This window comes from Enterobacter cloacae complex sp. 302F9 (genome assembly GCF_050030335.1).
GTDB classification, from domain to species: Bacteria; Pseudomonadota; Gammaproteobacteria; order Enterobacterales; family Enterobacteriaceae; genus Enterobacter; species Enterobacter hormaechei_C.
This window is the reverse complement of the sequence record NZ_JBLGUC010000001.1, coordinates 1,503,473-1,522,695: the sequence shown is the minus strand read 5'-3', so window position 1 is coordinate 1,522,695 and position 19,223 is coordinate 1,503,473. Positions and strand designations below refer to the sequence as shown.

At 58.2% G+C, this 19,223-nt stretch carries 18 protein-coding genes; 8 read left to right on the top strand and 10 right to left on the bottom strand.

Annotated features, from left to right (window positions below):
- Positions 1–72: 72 nt before the first annotated feature.
- Positions 73–1,305: an MFS transporter gene (locus ACQG0T_RS07155; RefSeq protein WP_023296187.1), complete on the bottom strand. Its 1,233-nt coding sequence runs from the start codon at positions 1,303–1,305 to the stop codon at positions 73–75.
- Between the two features lie 167 nt (positions 1,306–1,472).
- Between ACQG0T_RS07155 and ACQG0T_RS07150 the strand changes: the two genes are divergently transcribed.
- The 3 genes from ACQG0T_RS07150 to deoR all read left to right on the top strand — a co-directional run bounded on the left by ACQG0T_RS07150 (position 1,473) and on the right by deoR (position 3,643).
- The gene (locus ACQG0T_RS07150; RefSeq protein ID WP_023296186.1) at positions 1,473–2,201 is read left to right on the top strand and encodes a phosphatase PAP2 family protein; all 729 of its coding nucleotides are present in this window, start codon (positions 1,473–1,475) and stop codon (positions 2,199–2,201) included.
- 7 nt (positions 2,202–2,208) lie between these two features.
- Positions 2,209–2,817 (top strand): undecaprenyl-diphosphate phosphatase, encoded by a 609-nt coding sequence (gene ybjG, locus ACQG0T_RS07145; protein WP_023296185.1) that lies wholly within the window; start codon positions 2,209–2,211, stop codon positions 2,815–2,817.
- A 67-nt stretch (positions 2,818–2,884) separates the two neighbouring features.
- The gene (gene deoR, locus ACQG0T_RS07140; protein WP_017384886.1) at positions 2,885–3,643 is read left to right on the top strand and encodes a DNA-binding transcriptional repressor DeoR; all 759 of its coding nucleotides are present in this window, start codon (positions 2,885–2,887) and stop codon (positions 3,641–3,643) included.
- A gap of 86 nt (positions 3,644–3,729) precedes the next feature.
- Here the strand turns inward: deoR and dacC are convergent, their stop codons facing one another.
- The gene (dacC, locus tag ACQG0T_RS07135; protein ID WP_023296184.1) at positions 3,730–4,935 is read right to left on the bottom strand and encodes a serine-type D-Ala-D-Ala carboxypeptidase; all 1,206 of its coding nucleotides are present in this window, start codon (positions 4,933–4,935) and stop codon (positions 3,730–3,732) included.
- A 243-nt stretch (positions 4,936–5,178) separates the two neighbouring features.
- On the opposite strand from dacC, the gene ACQG0T_RS07130 reads away from it, so the two are divergent.
- Entirely contained in the window at positions 5,179–5,805 is a 627-nt protein-coding gene (locus tag ACQG0T_RS07130) for a glutathione S-transferase family protein (protein WP_023296183.1), read from the top strand.
- On the opposite strand, the gene ACQG0T_RS07125 is transcribed toward ACQG0T_RS07130, so the two are convergent.
- Together ACQG0T_RS07125 and bssR are read right to left on the bottom strand one after the other, a co-directional pair.
- Positions 5,806–6,924 (bottom strand): PQQ-dependent sugar dehydrogenase, encoded by a 1,119-nt coding sequence (locus ACQG0T_RS07125; RefSeq protein WP_023296182.1) that lies wholly within the window; start codon positions 6,922–6,924, stop codon positions 5,806–5,808.
- Positions 6,925–7,030: 106 nt separating this feature from the next.
- Positions 7,031–7,414 carry a biofilm formation regulator BssR gene (gene bssR / locus ACQG0T_RS07120; protein ID WP_003858412.1) on the bottom strand — a complete coding sequence of 128 codons (384 nt, stop codon included), beginning with the start codon at positions 7,412–7,414 and terminating at the stop codon, positions 7,031–7,033.
- A gap of 217 nt (positions 7,415–7,631) precedes the next feature.
- Between bssR and rimO the strand changes: the two genes are divergently transcribed.
- On the top strand, positions 7,632–8,957 hold the full coding sequence (gene rimO / locus ACQG0T_RS07115; protein WP_017693743.1) for a 30S ribosomal protein S12 methylthiotransferase RimO: 1,326 nt from the start codon (positions 7,632–7,634) through the stop codon (positions 8,955–8,957).
- A 63-nt stretch (positions 8,958–9,020) separates the two neighbouring features.
- Here the strand turns inward: rimO and gsiD are convergent, their stop codons facing one another.
- The 5 genes from gsiD to iaaA are packed head-to-tail and all read right to left on the bottom strand — an operon-like array spanning position 9,021 to position 15,243.
- The gene (gsiD, locus tag ACQG0T_RS07110; RefSeq protein ID WP_015571027.1) at positions 9,021–9,932 is read right to left on the bottom strand and encodes a glutathione ABC transporter permease GsiD; all 912 of its coding nucleotides are present in this window, start codon (positions 9,930–9,932) and stop codon (positions 9,021–9,023) included.
- A gap of 1 nt (position 9,933) precedes the next feature.
- The gene (gene gsiC, locus ACQG0T_RS07105) at positions 9,934–10,854 is read right to left on the bottom strand and encodes a glutathione ABC transporter permease GsiC (RefSeq protein ID WP_006809475.1); all 921 of its coding nucleotides are present in this window, start codon (positions 10,852–10,854) and stop codon (positions 9,934–9,936) included.
- 5 nt (positions 10,855–10,859) lie between these two features.
- Entirely contained in the window at positions 10,860–12,398 is a 1,539-nt protein-coding gene (gsiB, locus tag ACQG0T_RS07100; RefSeq protein WP_015571028.1) for a glutathione ABC transporter substrate-binding protein GsiB, read from the bottom strand.
- A 23-nt stretch (positions 12,399–12,421) separates the two neighbouring features.
- Positions 12,422–14,293 carry a glutathione ABC transporter ATP-binding protein GsiA gene (gene gsiA / locus ACQG0T_RS07095; RefSeq protein WP_023296179.1) on the bottom strand — a complete coding sequence of 624 codons (1,872 nt, stop codon included), beginning with the start codon at positions 14,291–14,293 and terminating at the stop codon, positions 12,422–12,424.
- A gap of 11 nt (positions 14,294–14,304) precedes the next feature.
- Positions 14,305–15,243, bottom strand: coding sequence for a beta-aspartyl-peptidase (iaaA, locus tag ACQG0T_RS07090; protein WP_015571030.1), 939 nt, complete (start codon positions 15,241–15,243; stop codon positions 14,305–14,307).
- 189 nt (positions 15,244–15,432) lie between these two features.
- Here iaaA and moeA point away from each other — a divergent pair, with 189 nt between their 5' ends.
- Both moeA and moeB read left to right on the top strand, forming a co-directional pair.
- On the top strand, positions 15,433–16,665 hold the full coding sequence (moeA, locus tag ACQG0T_RS07085) for a molybdopterin molybdotransferase MoeA (protein WP_196063708.1): 1,233 nt from the start codon (positions 15,433–15,435) through the stop codon (positions 16,663–16,665).
- Between the two features lies 1 nt (position 16,666).
- On the top strand, positions 16,667–17,419 hold the full coding sequence (gene moeB / locus ACQG0T_RS07080) for a molybdopterin-synthase adenylyltransferase MoeB (RefSeq protein ID WP_023296178.1): 753 nt from the start codon (positions 16,667–16,669) through the stop codon (positions 17,417–17,419).
- Between the two features lie 114 nt (positions 17,420–17,533).
- On the opposite strand, the gene fsa is transcribed toward moeB, so the two are convergent.
- Positions 17,534–18,196 carry a fructose-6-phosphate aldolase gene (gene fsa / locus ACQG0T_RS07075; RefSeq protein ID WP_017693747.1) on the bottom strand — a complete coding sequence of 221 codons (663 nt, stop codon included), beginning with the start codon at positions 18,194–18,196 and terminating at the stop codon, positions 17,534–17,536.
- Between the two features lie 127 nt (positions 18,197–18,323).
- On the opposite strand from fsa, the gene ACQG0T_RS07070 reads away from it, so the two are divergent.
- Positions 18,324–19,223: a glycyl-radical enzyme activating protein gene (locus ACQG0T_RS07070; protein ID WP_023296177.1), complete on the top strand. Its 900-nt coding sequence runs from the start codon at positions 18,324–18,326 to the stop codon at positions 19,221–19,223.

Below are 19,223 nucleotides of genomic sequence, written 5' to 3'. Positions count from 1 at the left end.
CCTCACCCTAACCCTCTCCCACAGGGAGAGGGGACTGTCCCGAGCTCGCCCACGGGGGAGAGGGAATAAGGATTACGGTTGCAGGGCGTTTCCGACGCGTTTGTCCTTCAGGAACACCACCATCAGCCCTACCCACAGCACACCGTTTGCGAGATTGAACAGGCTGAACAGTCCGTTACCGCCGAAAGCATAGGCATGCTTGCTCACCTCAATACCGACGGTGAAAATCAGCATTTGCAGCATCCCCATCGCGGCAGACACCGTGCCTTTACTCATTTCACTGGCGAACAGCGTCAGGCGCACAAGGCCGGCATTCGCCACGCCAATACCAAACGCATAAACGCTCAGCCCCGCCGTCATCCACAGGTACGCATGAGACGAGACTATGGTCGCCACCGCCGCGATAATCAGCCCTGCCGCTATGGGCCAGCCACCCATAATAATCAGCGAACGCACGGTACGGCGCGACGTCAGACGCGCCAGCACCAGGTTACCGATAATCAGCGCACCAAAAATCGGCACCTGTAACAGGCCATACTCATAGCTGCTAAGCTGTTCGCCGCTGATGATAATGACCGGCGACTGGGCAATCCACGCCAGCAGCGGCAGGCTGACAAAGCCCGTCGCCAGCGCGCCCGCGACAAAACGGCCGTTTTGCAGCACCGCCTTATAGTCACGCCCCAGCTCTTTAAGCGAGAGCTTTTCGCCCAGGCGGGTGGCGGTCTCCGGCATCGCACGGTGCAGCCCAAAGAAAGAGATGGCCGCAAGCGCGGCAAAGAGGACGAACATCCCTTCCCACGGCGCAACGTGGACCCATGCGGCTCCCACCAGCGGCCCCAGAAGCGGCGCAATCAGCGCCACGTTCGCCATCAGCGCGGTTATTTTGATACATACCGCCTCCTCAAACGACTCCTGAATAGCGGCGTAGCCCACGGCGCCAATAAAGCAAAGGCTCACGCCCTGAAGGAAACGCAGCAGCGTGAATTGCTCAATGTTCTGCGCCAGCAGCGTGGCGAGACAGGTGACGATAAACCACACCACGCCCGTCAGCATCACCGGGCGGCGGCCAATACGATCCGACAGCGGCCCTAAAAGCCACTGTAAAAACATGCCGCCCGCCAGATAGGCGGTCATGGATGTAGGTACCCACTCAATACCTGCGTTGTACTGCTCAACCACAGCCAGCATGCCTGGCTGGATCATGTCGTTGCCGATGTAGGTAGAGAATTCGTAAAGCACCAGACATAGAGGAAAAAGTAACGCCTGACGACCGAGACGATTACCGGAAGAAGAACGGTTTATCATGCAATCTCTTTAGTATGAAAAAATCGCGATGAGTGTAATGAATTGCCGCTGTCTGAGATAGCATAATCACGTGAAAACACAGAAATAAAGCACTTATCGTTGTTGTTTAAGGTTTCCTTAAGTTGCCCTCCCTATGATAGTGCTATTTCACGTTATTGACCGAAACTATGACACACGCCGTCAGCCCTTCAGAATTATCTAAGTTACCGACAAATAAGACAAAACGCCTTTACCGTTTGCCTGCCCGCTTTTATGGTTATCAGCTTTTCGGGCTGATCGTCCTTGCGCTGCTTTTTACCTGGCTTTCGCGCGATGAATCGCTTGACCGATGGATAACCGGCTTCTGGTATGACGCGGCGACGCACCATTTCCCGCTACAGCAAAACCCGCTGCTGGATCTGCTGAACCATCGGCTGGCGAAATATGTGGCCATTGCGCTGGCTGCCGCATCGCTGATTTACGGCGCTTACAAACGCAATGCCCGGCTGGTGACGGCCGCGCTTCTGATGGGGCTGGGGGCGCTGGTAGTTGGGGTGCTGAAAAGCATAAGCCACCACAGCTGTCCGTGGGATCTGGTTGAGTATGGCGGCAAAGCCGTCTCGTATCCCCTGTTCAGCGCCGTTCCGGCAGACAGCGGACCAGGACGCTGCTTTCCCGGCGGCCACGCCTCAAGCGGGTTTATGGTGATGGGGTTGTTTTTTGCCTTCTGGCGTGAACGTCCGCGCCTGGCCTGGACCTTTATCGCGTTAGGCGTTGTTATGGGGCTGCTGATGGGATTCGGGCAGGTCATGCGCGGCGCGCATTTTTTCTCTCACAACCTGTGGGCCGGGTGGTGGGTCTGGTTTTCCCAGGTGCTGGTTTACGGGCTGGTTTCCACCTGGTTTGCTAAAGAGTAACGAGATTATGTTAGAAAATCTGAACTACGAACTGTTTTACCTGCTCAACGCCACGCCAGCATCACCGGAATGGATGATCGATCTCGCCACCTTCATTGCGAAAGATGTGATCAGCATTGTACCGGCGCTGGCGGTGATCCTCTGGTTATGGGGACCTCGTACACAGGTCACCGCCCAGCGCCATCTGGTGATCAAAATGGCGATGGCGATCGGCGTGAGCGTGCTGGCAAGCTACGTGCTGGGCCACGCCTTCCCGCACGATCGTCCGTTTGTCGAGCACGTCGGCTACAACTTCCTGCACCATGCGCCGGATGACTCGTTCCCGAGCGATCACGGCACGGTGATCTTCACCTTTGCGCTGGCCTTCCTGTTCTGGCATCGCCTGTGGTCCGGCATGGTGCTGATGGGCGTGGCGGTCGCTATCGCCTGGTCCCGCGTCTACCTGGGCGTACATTGGCCGCTGGATATGGTCGGCGGTTTCCTGGTGGGGCTGATGGGCTGCGTCAGCGCAGCCATCCTGTGGAGCCTCTTTGGTCCGGCGCTTTATCGTGGATTATCACAGGCCTATCGCGTTCTGTTTGCCCTTCCGATCCGCAAAGGCTGGATACGTGACTAACCCCGGTCCGTCAGGTTACACTTGAGCCCCCGCCCTGCGGGGGCTCACTTTTTTAGCCCGAGGATCTATGGAAACACGTCGCGATGACCGCATTGCTCAGCTGCTTCAGGCGCTGAAGCGCAGCGATAAGCTGCATCTTAAGGAAGCCGCTACCCTGCTTGGCGTGTCTGAAATGACCATTCGTCGCGATCTGAACAGCGACAGCGCCCCCGTTGTGCTGCTTGGCGGGTATATTGTTCTGGAGCCGCGTAGCGCCAGCCATTATCTGTTAAGCGATCAAAAAACACGCCTGGTGGAAGAGAAGCGCAAAGCCGCACGGCTCGCCGCCTCGCTGGTGCAGCCGCATCAAACGCTGTTTTTTGACTGCGGTACGACAACCCCGTGGATCATCGAGGCCATCGACAGCACCGTTCCCTTTACCGCCGTCTGTTATTCGCTAAACACCTTCCTGGCCTTGCAGGAGAAACCGGCGTGCCGGGTGATTTTGTGCGGCGGCGAGTTTCATGCCAGCAACGCCATCTTCAAACCGCTGAATATTCAGGACACGCTGAGCAATGTATGTCCGGATATCGCCTTTTACTCTGCGGCGGGTGTGAATGTGAAACAGGGGGCAACCTGTTTTAATCTTGAAGAGTTACCGGTGAAACAGTGGGCGCTCAACGCCGCACAGCAGCATGTGCTGGTGGTTGATCACAGTAAATTTGGCAAGGTTCGTCCGGCAAGGATGGGGGAACTGTCGCGCTTTGACGCCATCGTCAGTGATTGCCGCCCGGATGACGAGCTGGTGTCGTATGCAAAGGCGCAGCAGGTGAAGTTGATGTATTGAGGTTGTGCCGGGTGGCGGCTTCGCCTTACCCGGCCTACAACGGCTCAAACGAAGGCCGGGTAAGCGCAGCGCCACCCGGCAAAAACCTAGCTAAACCAGCTGCCAAACCAGCCGTGGAACTTCATTAACACAAAGTCCCACATCCGGCTGAAGAAGCCGCCCTCTTCCACCGCTTCCATCACCACCAGCGGACGCTGCTCAATGGATTTGCCGTTAAGCTGGAAATCTATCGTCCCGACCACCTGGCCTTTTTTCAACGGCGCGGTCAGCTGTGGCTCGGTCAGGGTATAGCTGGCTTTCAGGTTTTTCAGCTGACCGCGTGGAATGGTGACGGACCCCGCTTCACCTGCCCCCAGGTTCACTTCACTTTTATCCCCAAACCAGACGCGCTGGCTGACGAAGGTGGCGTCCGGCTTAATCGGCGTGACGGTTTCAAAGAAGCGGAAACCCCAGGTCAGCAGTTTTTCGGATTCATTAAAACGAATGCGGTCGGTTTTCGTCCCCAGCACCACCGAGATCAGGCGCATGTCGCCCTGCGTCGCAGAAGCCACCAGGTTGTATCCGGCCCCGGCGGTCGTCCCCGTTTTCATGCCGTCCACGTTAACGTTACTGCTCCAGAGCAGACGATTACGGTTAGGCTGGCGGATATTGTTGAAGGTAAACTCTTTCTCTTTATGGATGGCGTACTCATCCGGCACGTCATGGATCAGCGCTTTGCCCAGCAGCGCCATATCGCGCGCGGTACTGAACTGACCGGGCGCATCCAGGCCGTGAACGGTTTTAAAGGTGGTGTTGGTCAGACCCAGTTTTTGCGCGTAGCCATTCATCAACCCAATGAATGAGTCCTGACTGCCTGCGACGTAATCGGCCAGCGCAATACAGGCATCATTTCCCGACTGAATAATGACCCCTTTATTCAGATCGGAAACGGAGACCTGATCGCCGGGCTTCAGGAACATGACGGACGAGCCGCGCAGCGCCGGGTTACCCGTCGCCCAGGCATCTTTGCCGACGGTGACCATGTCATCCAGCTTGATCTTGCCCGCTTTCAACGCCTGGCCGACAACATAGCTGGTCATAATTTTCGTCAGGCTCGCCGGGTCGAGTTTTTCGTCGGCGTTACCTTCCGCCAGCACTTTCCCGCTGGCGTAATCCATCAGGATCCAGGCGCGCGCATCGACAGGCGGCGCTTCGGGCGCCGTCTGTTCCGCCGCATGGAGCGTTGGGGCAAAAAGGAAAAGCAGCGCCGAGCCTGCCGCCAGGCTGCGCAGAGAAGAAGTTTTTTGCGTCATAAATGCCACCCGAGTGTCCATTCTAAAAATCACGTCACAATCACCGTGTCGCAAGAAGCGATGAGTAATAGCGCACTACAGCGTTCAAAGAAACCTGTTCCAGGTAAAGTTTTTAAAGTTTATGCAATAACATTCAGATACGCTTTGATTGCGGCGTTTTTTTTAGCATCTGTTGCGTAATTGTTAGGTTTATCTCACCATGGCGAAAAGCTGACTCGGATTCACATCTCATCGGGAGTAAATATGATTACGCTGTGGGGCAGGAACAATTCGACCAACGTGAAGAAAGTGCTCTGGACGCTGGAGGAGCTGGATTTACCGTTCAATCAAATCATGGCTGGCATGGCGTTCGGGGTGAATAAAGACGCCGACTATCTGGCGATGAACCCAAACGGACTGGTGCCGTTGCTGCGCGATGACGAGACAGACGCCACGCTGTGGGAGTCCAACACCATCGTGCGTTATCTCGCCGCGCAGTACGGCCAGGGTCGCCTGTGGGTGGAAAATCCGGCCCGGCGCGCGCAGGGCGAAAAATGGATGGACTGGGCAAACCAGACGCTTTCCCCCACGCACCGGGTGATCCTGATGGGGCTGATCCGCACGCCGGAAGCCGAACGTGATTATCCCGCCATTCATGCCGCCCAGGACGCCTGCGAATCCCTGTTCGCGATGATGGACGACGAACTGGCGAAGCACGCCTGGTTCTCCGGCGACACCTTCGGCGTGGGCGATATCGCCGTCGCCCCCTTCGTCTGGAACCTCACTAACATGGGTCTTAGCTGGAGCCCGCGCCCTCACCTGGAGCGCTGGATCCAGCAGCTTAGCGAGCGCCCGGCGTATCGCAACGTGGTGATGATCCCGGTGACCTGATTACGACCTGGACGGGCTGACTTTCAGCAGTTGCCCGTCCGTCTCGTCAGTCAGCACGTACAGATAGCCATCCGGCCCGACGCGCACATCGCGAATACGCTGATCTTTATCGCCCAGAATGCGTCCGTCCTCCGTCACGCTATTGCCCTTCACGCTCAGCACGATGACGTCTTTCTCCTTCAGCGCGCCGATAAACAGCTTGTTTTTCCACTGTGGGAAGACGTCGCTGTTGTAGAACGCCATGCCGCTGACGGCGGGCGATACTTTCCAGACAAACAACGGCTTTTCGGTGCCCTCAACGTGCTCGCCTTTCGCTTCCGGGATTTTCAGGCCGCTGTAATTGATCCCGTGCGTCGCCAGGGGCCAGCCGTAGTTTTTGCCCTTCTCAGGAATGTTAATCTCATCCCCACCGCGTGGTCCGTGTTCGTTGAGCCACAGCGTGTCACTCCACGGATTCATCGCCATCCCCTGCGGGTTGCGAATGCCATAGGACCAGATTTCCGGGCGCGCACCGGCGGTGTTCACAAACGGATTATCCGGCGGCACTTTTCCGTCCTCCGTCAGGCGCACCACCTTGCCCTGAAGCTTGTCCAGCTCCTGCGCCGTCGGGCGCTGGTTGTTTTCACCCAGGCCAATAAAGAGATAGCCTTTGCCGTCGAACACCAGCCGTCCGCCAAAGTGGTTGCCGGTAGAGAGCTTCGGCATCTGTCGGAACACCACCTGGAAGCCCTCAATGCGCGAAATGTCATCGCTCAACCGCCCGTAGCCCACGGCGGTACCCGCTTTGCCATCATTACCTGCCTCGGCGAAGCTGAGCCAGACCCGCCGTGACTGTGCAAAATCCGGGGCCAGCGCGACGTCCAGCAGTCCGCCCTGGCCGCTCGCCCACACTTTCGGCACGCCGACAATCGGATCGGAGAGCCCTTTTCCTGCCTGCCAGTGCTTAAGCTGCCCGTCTTTGAGCGTGATGAGCAGCCCCTTGTTATCTGGCAAAAACGCCAGCGACCAGGGGTGATCCAGTTTTGTCTGTAGCACGTCGACCTTAACCGTCTCAGGTGCTGCAAGCAGTGAAAGCGGGAATAACAAGACTGGAAGGAAAATCAGCGAGGATCGAGGCATAACGCACTCCTTTATCGACATATGGCTTAAAGATTAGCCACTGTTCCCGGGTGCGTTACCACTTTTACAAAAGCTTAATCAGAAGGGGGAGTTGCCTCCCCCGGGTTCAGTGCCGGGCAAGCGTTTCCGGCTTGTTCAGACACATGATGCAAAGCGCGAGCGTGGTCAGGCAGTTTTCAAGCTTCTCCGCGTTAACGGCAATAAAATTCGGGCAGTCGTGACGTCCGTTCATCAAACAGACCCCGGCGATGGAGAGCACCTCGGCGGCGCGGCGCAACGCCACTAATTCGCTTTCAGCGTAGTGCGCTTTCAGGATGGGTGCTTTTTCACGCATGAAATTGCAAAGTTCAAAGAAGTTATCACGCAGATTTTCGCTTTCGCTGACTGACATATACCCTTTCGCCTTGCGGAGTTGCAGATATGCGGCCAGGTCGATTCGGGCGTTGATCAGCTTGTTAAGCAGATCGCGTTTCAGTCTGTCAACGGACATGCTATTTCCTCCCCTGTCAGCCATGTTACCTTATTAAGGATAAGGTCATTTTTTGTACAATGTAATGCCTGAGATCAATAAACGATAACTGATTAACATTCTTTACAATGTTACAACGATTGCCCGCCTCAACTGCGCCATCAAGAGTGTATAAATCCCCCGCGATACGCTGTAAAATCCCGCCCTGATAACTCCATAATTGATGAATTTTTAACCTATGAGCAATGTTACGCACCCGCCGAAAATCGGCTTTGTCTCCCTCGGCTGCCCGAAGAACCTGGTGGACTCCGAACGCATCCTGACTGAACTTCGCACTGAAGGCTATGACGTGGTGCCAAGCTACGACAACGCCGACATGGTGATCGTCAACACCTGCGGGTTCATCGACAGCGCGGTCCAGGAGTCACTGGAAGCCATTGGTGAAGCACTGACGGAAAACGGCAAAGTGATTGTCACCGGCTGCCTGGGCGCGAAGGTGGATCAGATCCGCGAAGTGCACCCGAAAGTGCTGGAGATCACCGGCCCGCACAGCTACGAGCAGGTGCTGGAACATGTTCATCACTACGTCCCCAAACCAAAGCACAACCCGTTCCTGAGCCTGGTGCCGGAACAGGGCGTGAAGCTGACGCCGCGCCACTACGCCTACCTGAAAATTTCCGAAGGCTGCAACCACCGCTGTACCTTCTGCATCATACCGTCGATGCGTGGCGATCTGGTGAGCCGTCCGATTGGCGAGGTGCTGGCAGAAGCCAAACGCCTGGCCGACGCGGGCGTGAAGGAGCTGCTGGTCATCTCCCAGGACACCTCCGCCTACGGTGTGGACGTCAAACACCGCTCCGGTTTCCACAACGGCGAGCCGGTGAAAACCAGCATGGTCGGCCTGTGCGAGCAGCTGGCTAAGCTCGGGATCTGGACGCGCCTGCACTACGTCTATCCTTACCCGCACGTTGACGATGTGATCCCGCTGATGGCGGAAGGCAAAATCCTGCCGTATCTGGATATCCCGCTACAGCACGCCAGCCCGCGTATTCTGAAGCTGATGAAACGTCCTGGCTCCGTGGATCGCCAACTGGCGCGCATCAAGCAGTGGCGTGAGATCTGCCCGGATCTGACCCTGCGCTCCACCTTTATTGTCGGCTTCCCGGGTGAAACCGAAGAAGATTTCCAGATGCTGCTCGACTTCCTGAAAGAGGCGCGTCTGGATCGCGTCGGCTGCTTCAAGTACAGCCCGGTTGAAGGCGCAACCGCCAACGAGCTGGCGGACCAGGTGCCGGAAGAGGTAAAAGAGGAGCGCTGGAACCGCTTTATGCAGCTGCAACAGCAGATCTCGGCTGAACGCTTGCAGGAGAAAGTGGGCCGCGAAATTCTGGTGATTATCGACGAAGTGGACGAAGAAGGCGCGATTGGCCGCAGCATGGCGGATGCGCCTGAAATCGACGGCGCGGTGTACCTGAACGGCGAAACACAGGTTAAGCCGGGTGATATTATTCGCGTGAAGGTTGAAAACGCGGATGAGTATGACCTGTGGGGTAGCCGGGTTTAAACACCCTGCTTCCCTTTTGTAGGCCGGGTAAGGCGTAGCCGCCACCCGGCACATTTCACTGCACTACCCCTTAATCCTCGGATCCAGCGCGTCGCGCAGCCCATCCCCCAGCAGGTTAAACGCCAGCACGGTCAGGAAAATCGCCAGGCTCGGGAAGATCGCCACGTGTGGCGCAATCACCATATCCGCCCGCGCCTCGTTCAGCATCGCCCCCCACTCCGGCGTCGGCGGCTGTGCCCCTAACCCCAGAAACGACAGGCTGGCCGCCGAGATAATCGACACGCCTATGCGCATGGTGAAATAGACCACGATAGACGAGACCGTTCCCGGCAGAATATGGCTGAACAGGATGGTGGCATCGCTGGCTCCCATGCTGCGCGCCGACTCGATAAAGGTCTGCTGCTTCAGCACCAGCGTGTTGCCACGTACCAGACGCGCGAAAGCGGGAATCGAGAATACCGCCACGGCGATAATGACGTTCGCCATGCCGCTGCCCATCACCGCCACCACGGCAATCGCCAGCAGAATACCGGGAAAGGCAAACAGCACGTCGCAGATACGCATGATGATGCGGTCCCACCAGCCTTCGTAGTACCCGGCCACCAGCCCCAGCACGGTGCCAATTGCTGCGCCCATCAGCACCGCGAAGACCCCGGCCGCCAGTGAGATCTGCGCCCCTACCAGCACGCGGCTGAATATATCGCGCCCGAGCGAGTCCACGCCAAACCAGTGCATCATCGACGGACCATCGTTCAGCCGGTCGTAGTCGAAGTAGTTTTCCGCATCAAACGGGGCTATCCAGGGGGCGATAATCGCCACCAGGATCAGCAGTAACACAAACAACCCCGCGACCATAGCGACGGGCTGACGACGGAATCGACGCCAGAACTCAACCCACGGGGTGCGAATATGGTCCGGCCTGATCCCCGGCATAGCGTTTAAAATGGCCTGGCGACGCCAGTTCAGTAATCGCATCTTACTTATACCTGATGGCCGGGTTAATGGCGGCGTAAAGCACATCCACCACTAAGTTGATAAGAATAAACTCCAGCGAGAAAAGCAGGACTTCAGCCTGAATAACCGGATAGTCACGCATATCGACCGAGTCGACCAGCAGGCGCCCCAGCCCCGGCCAGTTAAAGACCTTCTCAACCACGATAGAGCCCCCCAGCAGGAAGCCGAACTGTAGCCCCATCATCGTGACCACCGGGATCATCGCATTACGAAAACCATGCTTCAGAATGACCCATTTCTCACTCACCCCTTTTGCCCGCGCGGTGCGAATGTAATCTTCGCTCAGCACGTCGACAAACGAGGCGCGGGTAAACCGGGCCATAACCGCCGCAACGGCCGCGCCTAGCGTCATAGAGGGCAGAATGTAGTGCTTCCAGGTGTCGGCCCCGACGGTCGGCAACCAGCCCAGCTCGACGGAGAAAATCTGCATCAGCAGCATGCCCAGCGCAAACGCCGGGAAAGAGATGCCGGTGACCGCCAGCGCCATACCGAGCTTATCCGGCCAGCGGTTGCGCCAGACGGCGGCGACAATCCCCGCGCCCAGGCCAAAGACAACCGCCCAGCTCATACTGGCAATCGTTAACCAGAAGGTAGGCATAAAGCGGCTGGCAATCTCCTCCGACACCGGACGACGCGACACCATTGAGATGCCGAAATCGCCCTGAAGGACATTGCCAATGTAACGCAGAAATTGCCTGTACAGCGGCTGATCAAGACCGAGCTGTTTACGCACCAGTTCAATAACCGTCGCATCCGCTTCCGGTCCGGCAATCAAACGCGCCGGATCGCCGGGCAGCATATGGACAAACAAAAACACCAGCACGGCCACAATCAGCAGCGTCGGGATAAGCCCCAGCAGGCGTTTACACACATAATTCAGCATGAGTTTTATTTCAAATCCGCGTCATCAAAGCTAAAGCCCGTATCCGGCATGATGTAAAAACCGGTCAGCGCTTTGTTGTGGGCTGAGACCAGTTTTTCCACCACCAGCGGCACCCACGGCGACTCTTTCCAGATAATGTCCTGCGCCTCTTTGTACAGGCGTGCTTTCTCTTCCGGTTTGGTGGTTTTTAGGGCATCGGCCAGATCTTTATCCACCTGCGGATTACTGTAGAACGCGGTATTGAACAGCGTTGGCGGCCAGTTCTGGGAAGCAAAAAGCGGCGACAGGGACCAGTCCGCTTCTCCGGTTGAAGCCGTCCAGCCGGTGTAGAACATCCGCACGCCGCTCTCTTTCTGTCCTTTGCCTTCCACTTCCGCCGCTCGCTGTCCGGCATCCATCGCCGTAACCCTGGCTTTAATGCCCACCTGAGCCAGCTGCTGCTGGGTAAATTGCAGCACCTTCTGCGCGGTACTGTGGTTATGCGACGACCACAGCGTAGTGCTAAAGCCGTTCGGATAGCCCGCCTCTTTCAGCAGTTCCCGCGCTTTCGCCGGATCGTAAGGCCACGGCTGATAGCTTTGCGCGTACTCAATGGTTGGCGGCATCACGCCCGTCGCCGGGGTGGCGTAGCCGGCAAAGGCCACCTTCACCAGCGCCTGGCGGTTAATGGCGTAGTTGATGGCTTCACGCACCTTCGGGTTATCAAACGGTTTCTGCGTGACGTTCATGCTGATGTAGCGCTGCATAATCGACGGGCTGGCCACCAGTTCCAGCTTGCTGTTTTTCGCCAGCAGCGCAGCCTGTTCGTACGGGATCGGGAAGGCAAACTGCGCTTCGCCGGTTTGCAGCATTGCGGCGCGGGTGTTGTTGTCCACTACCGGCCGCCAGGTGATGGTATCCAGCTTCGGCAGCCCCTGCTGCCAGTATCCGGCGAATTTTTTAACCTTCACAAAATCGGTCTGGTTCCAGGTGAGCAGTTCGTACGGTCCGGTCCCCACCGGGTGGAATCCAATCTCTTTGCCGTATTTTTTCAGGGCGGCGGGGGAAATCATCGCCGTCGCGGGATGCGCCAGGATATTGATAAACGCCGAGAACGGCTCTTTGAGGGTGATCTTCACCGTTGCCGGATCAACCACCTCGGTTTGGGCGATATTTTTATACAGGTTGTAGCGTTTAAGACCGTTTTCCGGATTGCTGGCACGATCCAGGTTGACCTTAACCGCCTCGGCGTTGAAGTCGGTGCCATCCTGGAACTTCACGCCGGTACGGAGCTTAACGGTATAGACCAGCCCGTCGTCCGACACGGTATAGCCTTCCGCCAGCACGTTTTTCAGCTTCATTTCGCGGTCCAGGCCGAACAGCCCCTGGTAGAAGGATTTTGCCACCGCCTGAGAAAGAGTGTCGTTGGCATCATACGGATCCAGGGTCGTGAAGTTAGACCCCACAGCCACCACCACATCTTTCGCCGCGAACGCGGGGGCGGCGGCCAGCGCAGCCGTCACGCTCGCGGCCAGCAGCCATTTACGAGCAACAAAAGGAACCATTGTGTTCTCCTGCCTGTTGTAAGTTATAACCGCGAGAATGCATTGCCCTGACGCGGTGGTGCGACAAAATGACCGGGTCCCACCTCACGCAGCGCCACGCGCTCCAGGGTTTCGCCCCGTTTACGAATATTGCTCGGCATTTCGTCCTGCAACAGCACGCGCTGGGCGTGACGATGCTCAGGATCGGCAACCGGTACGGCAGCCATCAGCTTGCGGGTGTAAGGGTGCTGCGGGTTTTCAAACACCGCCCGACGTGGGCCGATTTCAACAATTTGCCCCATGTACATCACCGCCACGCGATGGCTGATCCGCTCCACCACCGCCATATCGTGGGAGATAAACAGAAACGCAATGCCCAAATCCCGCTGTAAATCGAGCAGGAGATTGATGATTTGCGCGCGGATAGAGACATCCAGCGCTGACACGGACTCATCCGCAATCACCACTTTCGGATTGAGGGCCAATGCCCGCGCAATGCAGATACGCTGTCGCTGACCGCCAGAAAATTCGTGCGGATAACGCCAGGCATGCTCCGGCTTCAGGCCCACGCGCTCCAGCAGCCATGCGACGCGGCGCTGCGCGGCTTCACCGTCGAGCAGGTTATGCACCCGCAGCGGCTCCATAATCGAGTACCCCACCGTATGGCGCGGATCGAGCGACGCATAAGGATCCTGGAATATAAACTGAATATCCCGGCGCACCGCCTGCAATTTACTGTTAGGGAGCGTGTCGATGCGCTCACCGTTGAAGGTGATGCTCCCCTCCTGCGACGCCACCAGCCTGAGCAGCGCCCGCCCGGTGGTGGATTTACCGCAGCCGGACTCCCCCACCAGCGCCAGCGTTTCGCCCGGCCAGAGATCAAAACTGACGTTTTCAACCGCATGCACTTCGCGCTTCACGCGATTGAGGATCCCGCTACGCAGCGGGAAACGGGTCACCAGGTCACGCACTTCGAGGATTGGCCTGCCGGGAACCACCGTATCCTGCTCGGTTTCGTCTTCCTGCTGGCCCTGTTCGGTCTGTGAGAACAGCGGAAAACGGCGCGGAAAATCACTGCCATTCATGGCCCCCAGACGCGGGACCGCCGCCAGCAGCGCTTTGGTATAAGGATGCACCGGCGCATGAAAGACCTGCTCCACCGTGCCGGTTTCCACGGCATTGCCCTGATGCATAACCAGCACCCGATCGGCAATATCCGCCACCACCCCCATATCGTGGGTGATGAAAATCACCCCCATCTCCATCTCCTGCTGCAACACCTTAATCAGTTGCAGGATCTGGGCCTGAATGGTGACATCCAGCGCCGTGGTGGGTTCGTCCGCAATGAGCACCGCCGGACGGCACGACAGCGCCATCGCAATCATCACCCGCTGGCGCATGCCGCCGGAAAGCTGATGCGGATAGCGGGACAAAATCGCGTGCGCCTCAGGGATACGCACCAGCTCCAGCATCCGTTTTGCTTCGTTGAGCGCCTCATCACCGCTCAGTCCCTGATGCAGGCGGATAGATTCGGCAATCTGCTCGCCCACCGGAAAAACCGGGTTCAGGGAGGTCATCGGCTCCTGAAAAATCATCGCAATATCTGCCCCGCGCACCCCCTGCATCTGGGACGCACTCAGCTCGTTGAGATCGATAACCTGACGGTTGCGACGGCGCAACAGCATCCGCTCGCTGGTGACCTGCCCGCCCGTCTGCTCAAGCAGACGCATCAGCGCCAGCGCGGTAACGGATTTACCGGAACCTGATTCGCCAACAATCGCCAGCGTCTCGCCGCGCCTGAGCGAAAACGATAAATTCTGTACTGCGGGGATGAACTGCCGCTCTTCCTGAAACGCAATATTCAGTTGGTGGACAGCCAGCACTTCGCAGTTGTCCAGCTCTTCACGGTGCGGCACGCAATGCCCCCTTATTCACGATAAATGCCTGTGCTGGGCGCATCGCCGGCATACCCCCACGCCCGGTACATCCCTTCACTGTTGAACGGCAGAGCCACGTTGCCCTCCCGATCCACCGCAATTAAGCCGCCAATCCCGCCCAGCGCCGGCAGTTTCTCCATCACTACCCGCTCGCAGGCCTCACTCAGGCTTAATCCGCCGTAATCCATTAGCGCGGTAATGTCGTAGGCCGCCAGCGCGCGGATAAACACTTCGCCGGTGCCGGTGCATGACACCGCCGCGGTGGCGTTATTGGCGTAACACCCGGCCCCCGGCAGCGGGCTGTCGCCGACGCGACCGGGAAGTTTGTTGGTCATACCGCCTGTCGACGTCGCGGCGGCGAGATTACCGGCTTTATCCAGCGCCACCGCGCCTACCGTGCCCATTTTGCTGCGTTCATCGAGCGGCGCGGCATGGTCCAGCTGCGTCATCCCCGCTGTACGGGCCTCCAGCAGTTGCCGGTAACGCTCCTCGGTGGAAAAAAGATCGGGCGAGACCGTGTCCATCCCGTGCTCGACGGCAAATTTTTCCGCCCCCGCCCCGGCCAGCAGCACATGCGGGCTTTGTTCCATCACCAGACGCGCGGCCAGCACCGGATTACGCAGACGGCTGACGCCTGCTACCGCGCCCGCCTTCAGGGTGACGCCGTCCATCACGCAGGCATCCAGCTCGTGCGTTTCATCGCGCGTAAAGACCGAGCCAATACCGGCATTAAACAGCGGGCACTCCTCCAGCAGACGTACTGCTTCGGTCACCACGTCCAGCGCGCTGTCGCCCGCTTCCAGCATCCGCTGGCCTGTTTCCACAATGGCGTTCAGCGCATCAATATAACGCTTCTCCTGCTCGGGACTGAGCTGTGCACGGGTGATTGCCCCGGCACCGCCATGAATTGCGATAACCGCTTTACTCATTTCGCATCACCCATCAGCCTGGCTGGCTGCTTTTTCTATAAATATCATTATCGTCGACGAATCTTCAGATGATTTTTGAATATAGAAAGACGCAACTGTGATGTAAAGCGTACACCCATCGGGTCATACAGTTAGCCGCACTTTTCTGCCATAATGAGCGCTTTCGTTGTTACTCCGCAGGAGCCCACCATGGATTTTACCGCCGGACTGATGCCGCTTGAGACGGCACTCTCGCAGATGCTTGATCGTATTACTCCACTGCACGACGTTGAGACACTGCCGCTTGTGCGCTGTTTTGGCCGTATTGCCGCGCGCGATATCGTCTCGCCGCTGAACGTGCCGGGGTTTGATAACGCGGCGATGGACGGCTATGCCGTACGTCTGGCGGATCTGCAAACGGGTCAGCCGCTGCCGGTGGCAGGTAAAGCGTTTGCCGGGCAGCCGTTTATCGGTGAGTGGCCAGCGGGCACCTGCGTGCGCATTATGACCGGGGCACCGGTGCCAAAGGGCTGTGAAGCCGTGGTGATGCAGGAAGAGACCGAACAAACGGACGACGGCGTGCGCTTTACCGCCAGCGTCAAAGCGGGACAGAATATCCGCCACATCGGGGAAGACATTACCCTGGGCGCAACGGTCTTTGCCGCCGGGCAAAAGCTGACGGTCGCCGAACTGCCGGTGCTGGCATCGCTTGGCATCGCGGAGATTGACGTGGTCCGCAAAGTGCGCGTGGCGGTGTTCTCCACGGGAGATGAGCTACAGCTTCCGGGTCAGCCGCTGAACGAGGGGCAGATTTACGACACCAACCGTCTGGCGGTGCACCTGATGCTTGAGCAGCTGGGCTGTGAGGTGATTAACCTCGGTATCATTCCTGACGATCCGCAAAAACTGCGCGCGGCGTTTATCGACGCTGACGCCTCTGCCGACGTGGTGATCAGCTCCGGCGGCGTATCGGTTGGCGAAGCGGATTACACCAAAACCCTGCTTGAAGAGCTGGGCGAAATCGCCTTCTGGAAGCTGGCGATTAAACCGGGCAAACCGTTCGCGTTTGGCAAACTTCCGCACAGCTGGTTCTGTGGCCTGCCGGGTAACCCGGTCTCTGCCGCGCTGACCTTCTACCAGCTGGTGATCCCGCTGCTGGCGAAGCTTTCAGGCAACAATGCCAGCCCGCTTCCGGAGCGTGTGCGCGTGCGGGCGGCAACGCGCCTCAAAAAATCACCGGGCCGTCTCGATTTCCAGCGCGGCATTCTGGCGCGCAACGCCGACGGCGAGCTGGAGGTGAGCACCACCGGGCATCAGGGTTCGCACATCTTTAGCTCCTTCAGTCAGGGTAACTGCTTTATCGTGCTGGAGCGCGATCGCGGCCACGTTGAGGCGGGCGAATGGGTTGAAGTGGAACGCTTTAACCACCTGTTCGGAGGCTGACATGACGGTGGAACTGAGCGACCCGGAGATGATGCGCTATAACCGCCAGATCGTGCTGCGCGGGTTTGATTTCGAGGGCCAGGAAGCGCTCAAGGCGGCCAGCGTGCTGGTTGTGGGTCTTGGCGGGCTGGGCTGCGCGGCAGCGCAATATCTGGCTGCGGCGGGCGTCGGCAGCATGACGCTGCTGGACTTCGATACCGTGTCGGTGTCCAACCTGCAACGCCAGACGCTGCACAGCGACGCGACGGTCGGTCAGCCTAAAGTGGAATCAGCACGCACGGCGCTGGCGCGCATTAACCCCAACGTTCAGTTCACCCTGATTGACGCGATGCTGGATGACGACGCGCTGTTTGCGCAGATTGCACGGCATGACCTGGTGCTGGACTGCACCGATAACGTCGCCATTCGCAACCAGCTCAATGCGGGCTGCTTTGCCCGTAAAACGCCGCTGATTTCCGGCGCGGCCATCCGCATGGAGGGGCAAATCAGCGTCTTCACCTACGCTGAAGGAGAGCCCTGCTACCGCTGCCTGAGCCGTCTGTTTGGCGAGAATGCGCTGACCTGCGTCGAGGCGGGCGTGATGGCGCCACTGGTTGGCGTTATCGGTTCCTTGCAGGCGATGGAGGCGATCAAAGTGCTGGCGCACTACGGCACGCCCGCAGCGGGTAAAATCGTGATGTATGACGCGATGACCTGCCAGTTCCGCGAGATGAAGCTGATGCGTAACCCGGGGTGTGAGGTGTGCAGCAAATAAAAAAGTCGGGTGGCGGCTTTGCCTTACCCGACCTACAACGGCTCGAACGGCGCCACCCGGCAACAGCGATGCAAACGTAGGCCGGGTAAGCGTTAGCGCCACCCGGCAACCGCATCAGACAGACGTCCGTCCAAACGCCCCCTGCCAGTCCTGCTCAAACTTCACAATTGCCGCATCCACGGCCGGAGAGGTAATAAACTGCTGCGCCACGTCCAGCGGCAGCGTGATGGATTCGCACCCTGCCAGCAGGCAGTCCAGCGCCTGGCGCGGGGTTTTAAAGCTCGCCGCCAGCACTTTTGACTGCGGGGCATGCAGGGTCAGCAACTGTTGCAGTTCGACCACCGTCTGGATCCCATCCCCGCCCTGCGCGTCCACGCGGTTCACATAAGGAGCCACATACTCAGCCCCCGCCAGTGCGGAGAGCATCCCCTGTGCTGCGCCGTACACCGCCGTACCCAGCGTCGGGATCCCTTCTGCTTTCAGCATTTTGATCGCCGCCAGCCCTTCAGCGGTCACGGGCACTTTCACCACCAGGTCATTGATTATCGCGCGCAGCTTACGTGCGTCTTCCACCATTCCCTCGGCGGTCTTCGCCATCACCTGAGCGAACAGCCGGCCCTTGCCGCCCAGCGCGTCGTGCAGCGCGGGCAGCAGCTCTTCCAGAGGCGTTTTACCCGCCGCCACAATGCTTGGGTTAGTGGTCACGCCCGCCAGCGGGAAGATACGCGCCAGCTTTTTGACTGCCGCAACGTCAGATGTGTCGAGATAAAGTTCCATGATGTCACCCTCAAAATTAGCCTGCACTTACCCTATCACAGCAAAACCTGCTCAGGAATTGACCCATATCAAGATAACTTTCATTCGAAAGTAATTTAATCTTCATATGTAATTCGAGGGCAAGAAAATGATCTTCAATATACAGCGTTACTCCACCCACGACGGTCCCGGTATTCGAACCGTGGTATTCCTGAAAGGCTGCTCGCTGGGCTGTCGCTGGTGTCAGAACCCGGAAAGCCGCTCCCGCACGCGGGACGTCCTGTTTGATGCCCGTCTGTGCCTGGACGGCTGTGACCTGTGTCAGCAGGCCGCGCCGGGGTGTGTTGAACGCGCGCTGAACGGGCTGGTCATTCATCGTGAGAAGCTTAACGACGAGACGCTCACTGCCCTCACCGACTGCTGCCCGACCCAGGCGCTTACCGTCTGCGGTGAAGAGAAGCAGGTGGAGGAGATTATGGCCGCCGTGCTGCGCGACAAGCCCTTCTACGACCGCAGCGGCGGCGGGATCACCCTCTCCGGCGGCGAGCCGTTCATGAACCCGGCGCTGGCACATGCCCTGTTTAAAGCCAGCCATGAACAAGGCATTCATACCGCCGTTGAAACCTGCCTTCACGTACCATGGCATTATATCGAGCCGTCACTGCCGTATGTCGATCTATTCCTGGCGGACCTGAAACATGTGGACAGTGACGTATTTAAACAGTGGACCGATGGCTCAGCCAAACGGATCCTGGACAACCTGAAGCGCCTGGCCGCCGCCGGGAAAAAAATCACCATTCGCGTGCCGCTGATCCAGGGCTTTAACGCCGATGAAGCGTCGGTTACCGCCATTACCAATTTCGCCGCCGACGAACTCGGCGTTCACGATATTCATTTTCTGCCGTATCACACGCTGGGCATGAACAAATACACCCTGCTCGGCCAACCCTACTCTGCCCCTGACAAACCGCTGGATAACCCTGCCCTGCTGGACTTCGCGCAGCAGTATGCCTGCCAGAAAGGGTTAACCGCGACCTTACGAGGATAA

Coding starts and splice junctions, on each gene's coding strand:
- ACQG0T_RS07150 (WP_023296186.1), top strand. CDS start 1,473: ATGACACACGCCGTCAGCCCTTCAGAATTATCTAAGTTACCGACAAAT.
- ACQG0T_RS07155 (WP_023296187.1), bottom strand. CDS start 1,305: ATGATAAACCGTTCTTCTTCCGGTAATCGTCTCGGTCGTCAGGCGTTA.
- rimO (WP_017693743.1), top strand. CDS start 7,632: ATGAGCAATGTTACGCACCCGCCGAAAATCGGCTTTGTCTCCCTCGGC.
- moeA (WP_196063708.1), top strand. CDS start 15,433: ATGGATTTTACCGCCGGACTGATGCCGCTTGAGACGGCACTCTCGCAG.
- gsiD (WP_015571027.1), bottom strand. CDS start 9,932: ATGCGATTACTGAACTGGCGTCGCCAGGCCATTTTAAACGCTATGCCG.
- bssR (WP_003858412.1), bottom strand. CDS start 7,414: ATGTCCGTTGACAGACTGAAACGCGATCTGCTTAACAAGCTGATCAAC.
- ACQG0T_RS07070 (WP_023296177.1), top strand. CDS start 18,324: ATGATCTTCAATATACAGCGTTACTCCACCCACGACGGTCCCGGTATT.
- gsiB (WP_015571028.1), bottom strand. CDS start 12,398: ATGGTTCCTTTTGTTGCTCGTAAATGGCTGCTGGCCGCGAGCGTGACG.
- moeB (WP_023296178.1), top strand. CDS start 16,667: ATGACGGTGGAACTGAGCGACCCGGAGATGATGCGCTATAACCGCCAG.
- gsiC (WP_006809475.1), bottom strand. CDS start 10,854: ATGCTGAATTATGTGTGTAAACGCCTGCTGGGGCTTATCCCGACGCTG.
- ybjG (WP_023296185.1), top strand. CDS start 2,209: ATGTTAGAAAATCTGAACTACGAACTGTTTTACCTGCTCAACGCCACG.
- iaaA (WP_015571030.1), bottom strand. CDS start 15,243: ATGAGTAAAGCGGTTATCGCAATTCATGGCGGTGCCGGGGCAATCACC.
- ACQG0T_RS07125 (WP_023296182.1), bottom strand. CDS start 6,924: ATGCCTCGATCCTCGCTGATTTTCCTTCCAGTCTTGTTATTCCCGCTT.
- dacC (WP_023296184.1), bottom strand. CDS start 4,935: ATGACGCAAAAAACTTCTTCTCTGCGCAGCCTGGCGGCAGGCTCGGCG.
- deoR (WP_017384886.1), top strand. CDS start 2,885: ATGGAAACACGTCGCGATGACCGCATTGCTCAGCTGCTTCAGGCGCTG.
- fsa (WP_017693747.1), bottom strand. CDS start 18,196: ATGGAACTTTATCTCGACACATCTGACGTTGCGGCAGTCAAAAAGCTG.
- ACQG0T_RS07130 (WP_023296183.1), top strand. CDS start 5,179: ATGATTACGCTGTGGGGCAGGAACAATTCGACCAACGTGAAGAAAGTG.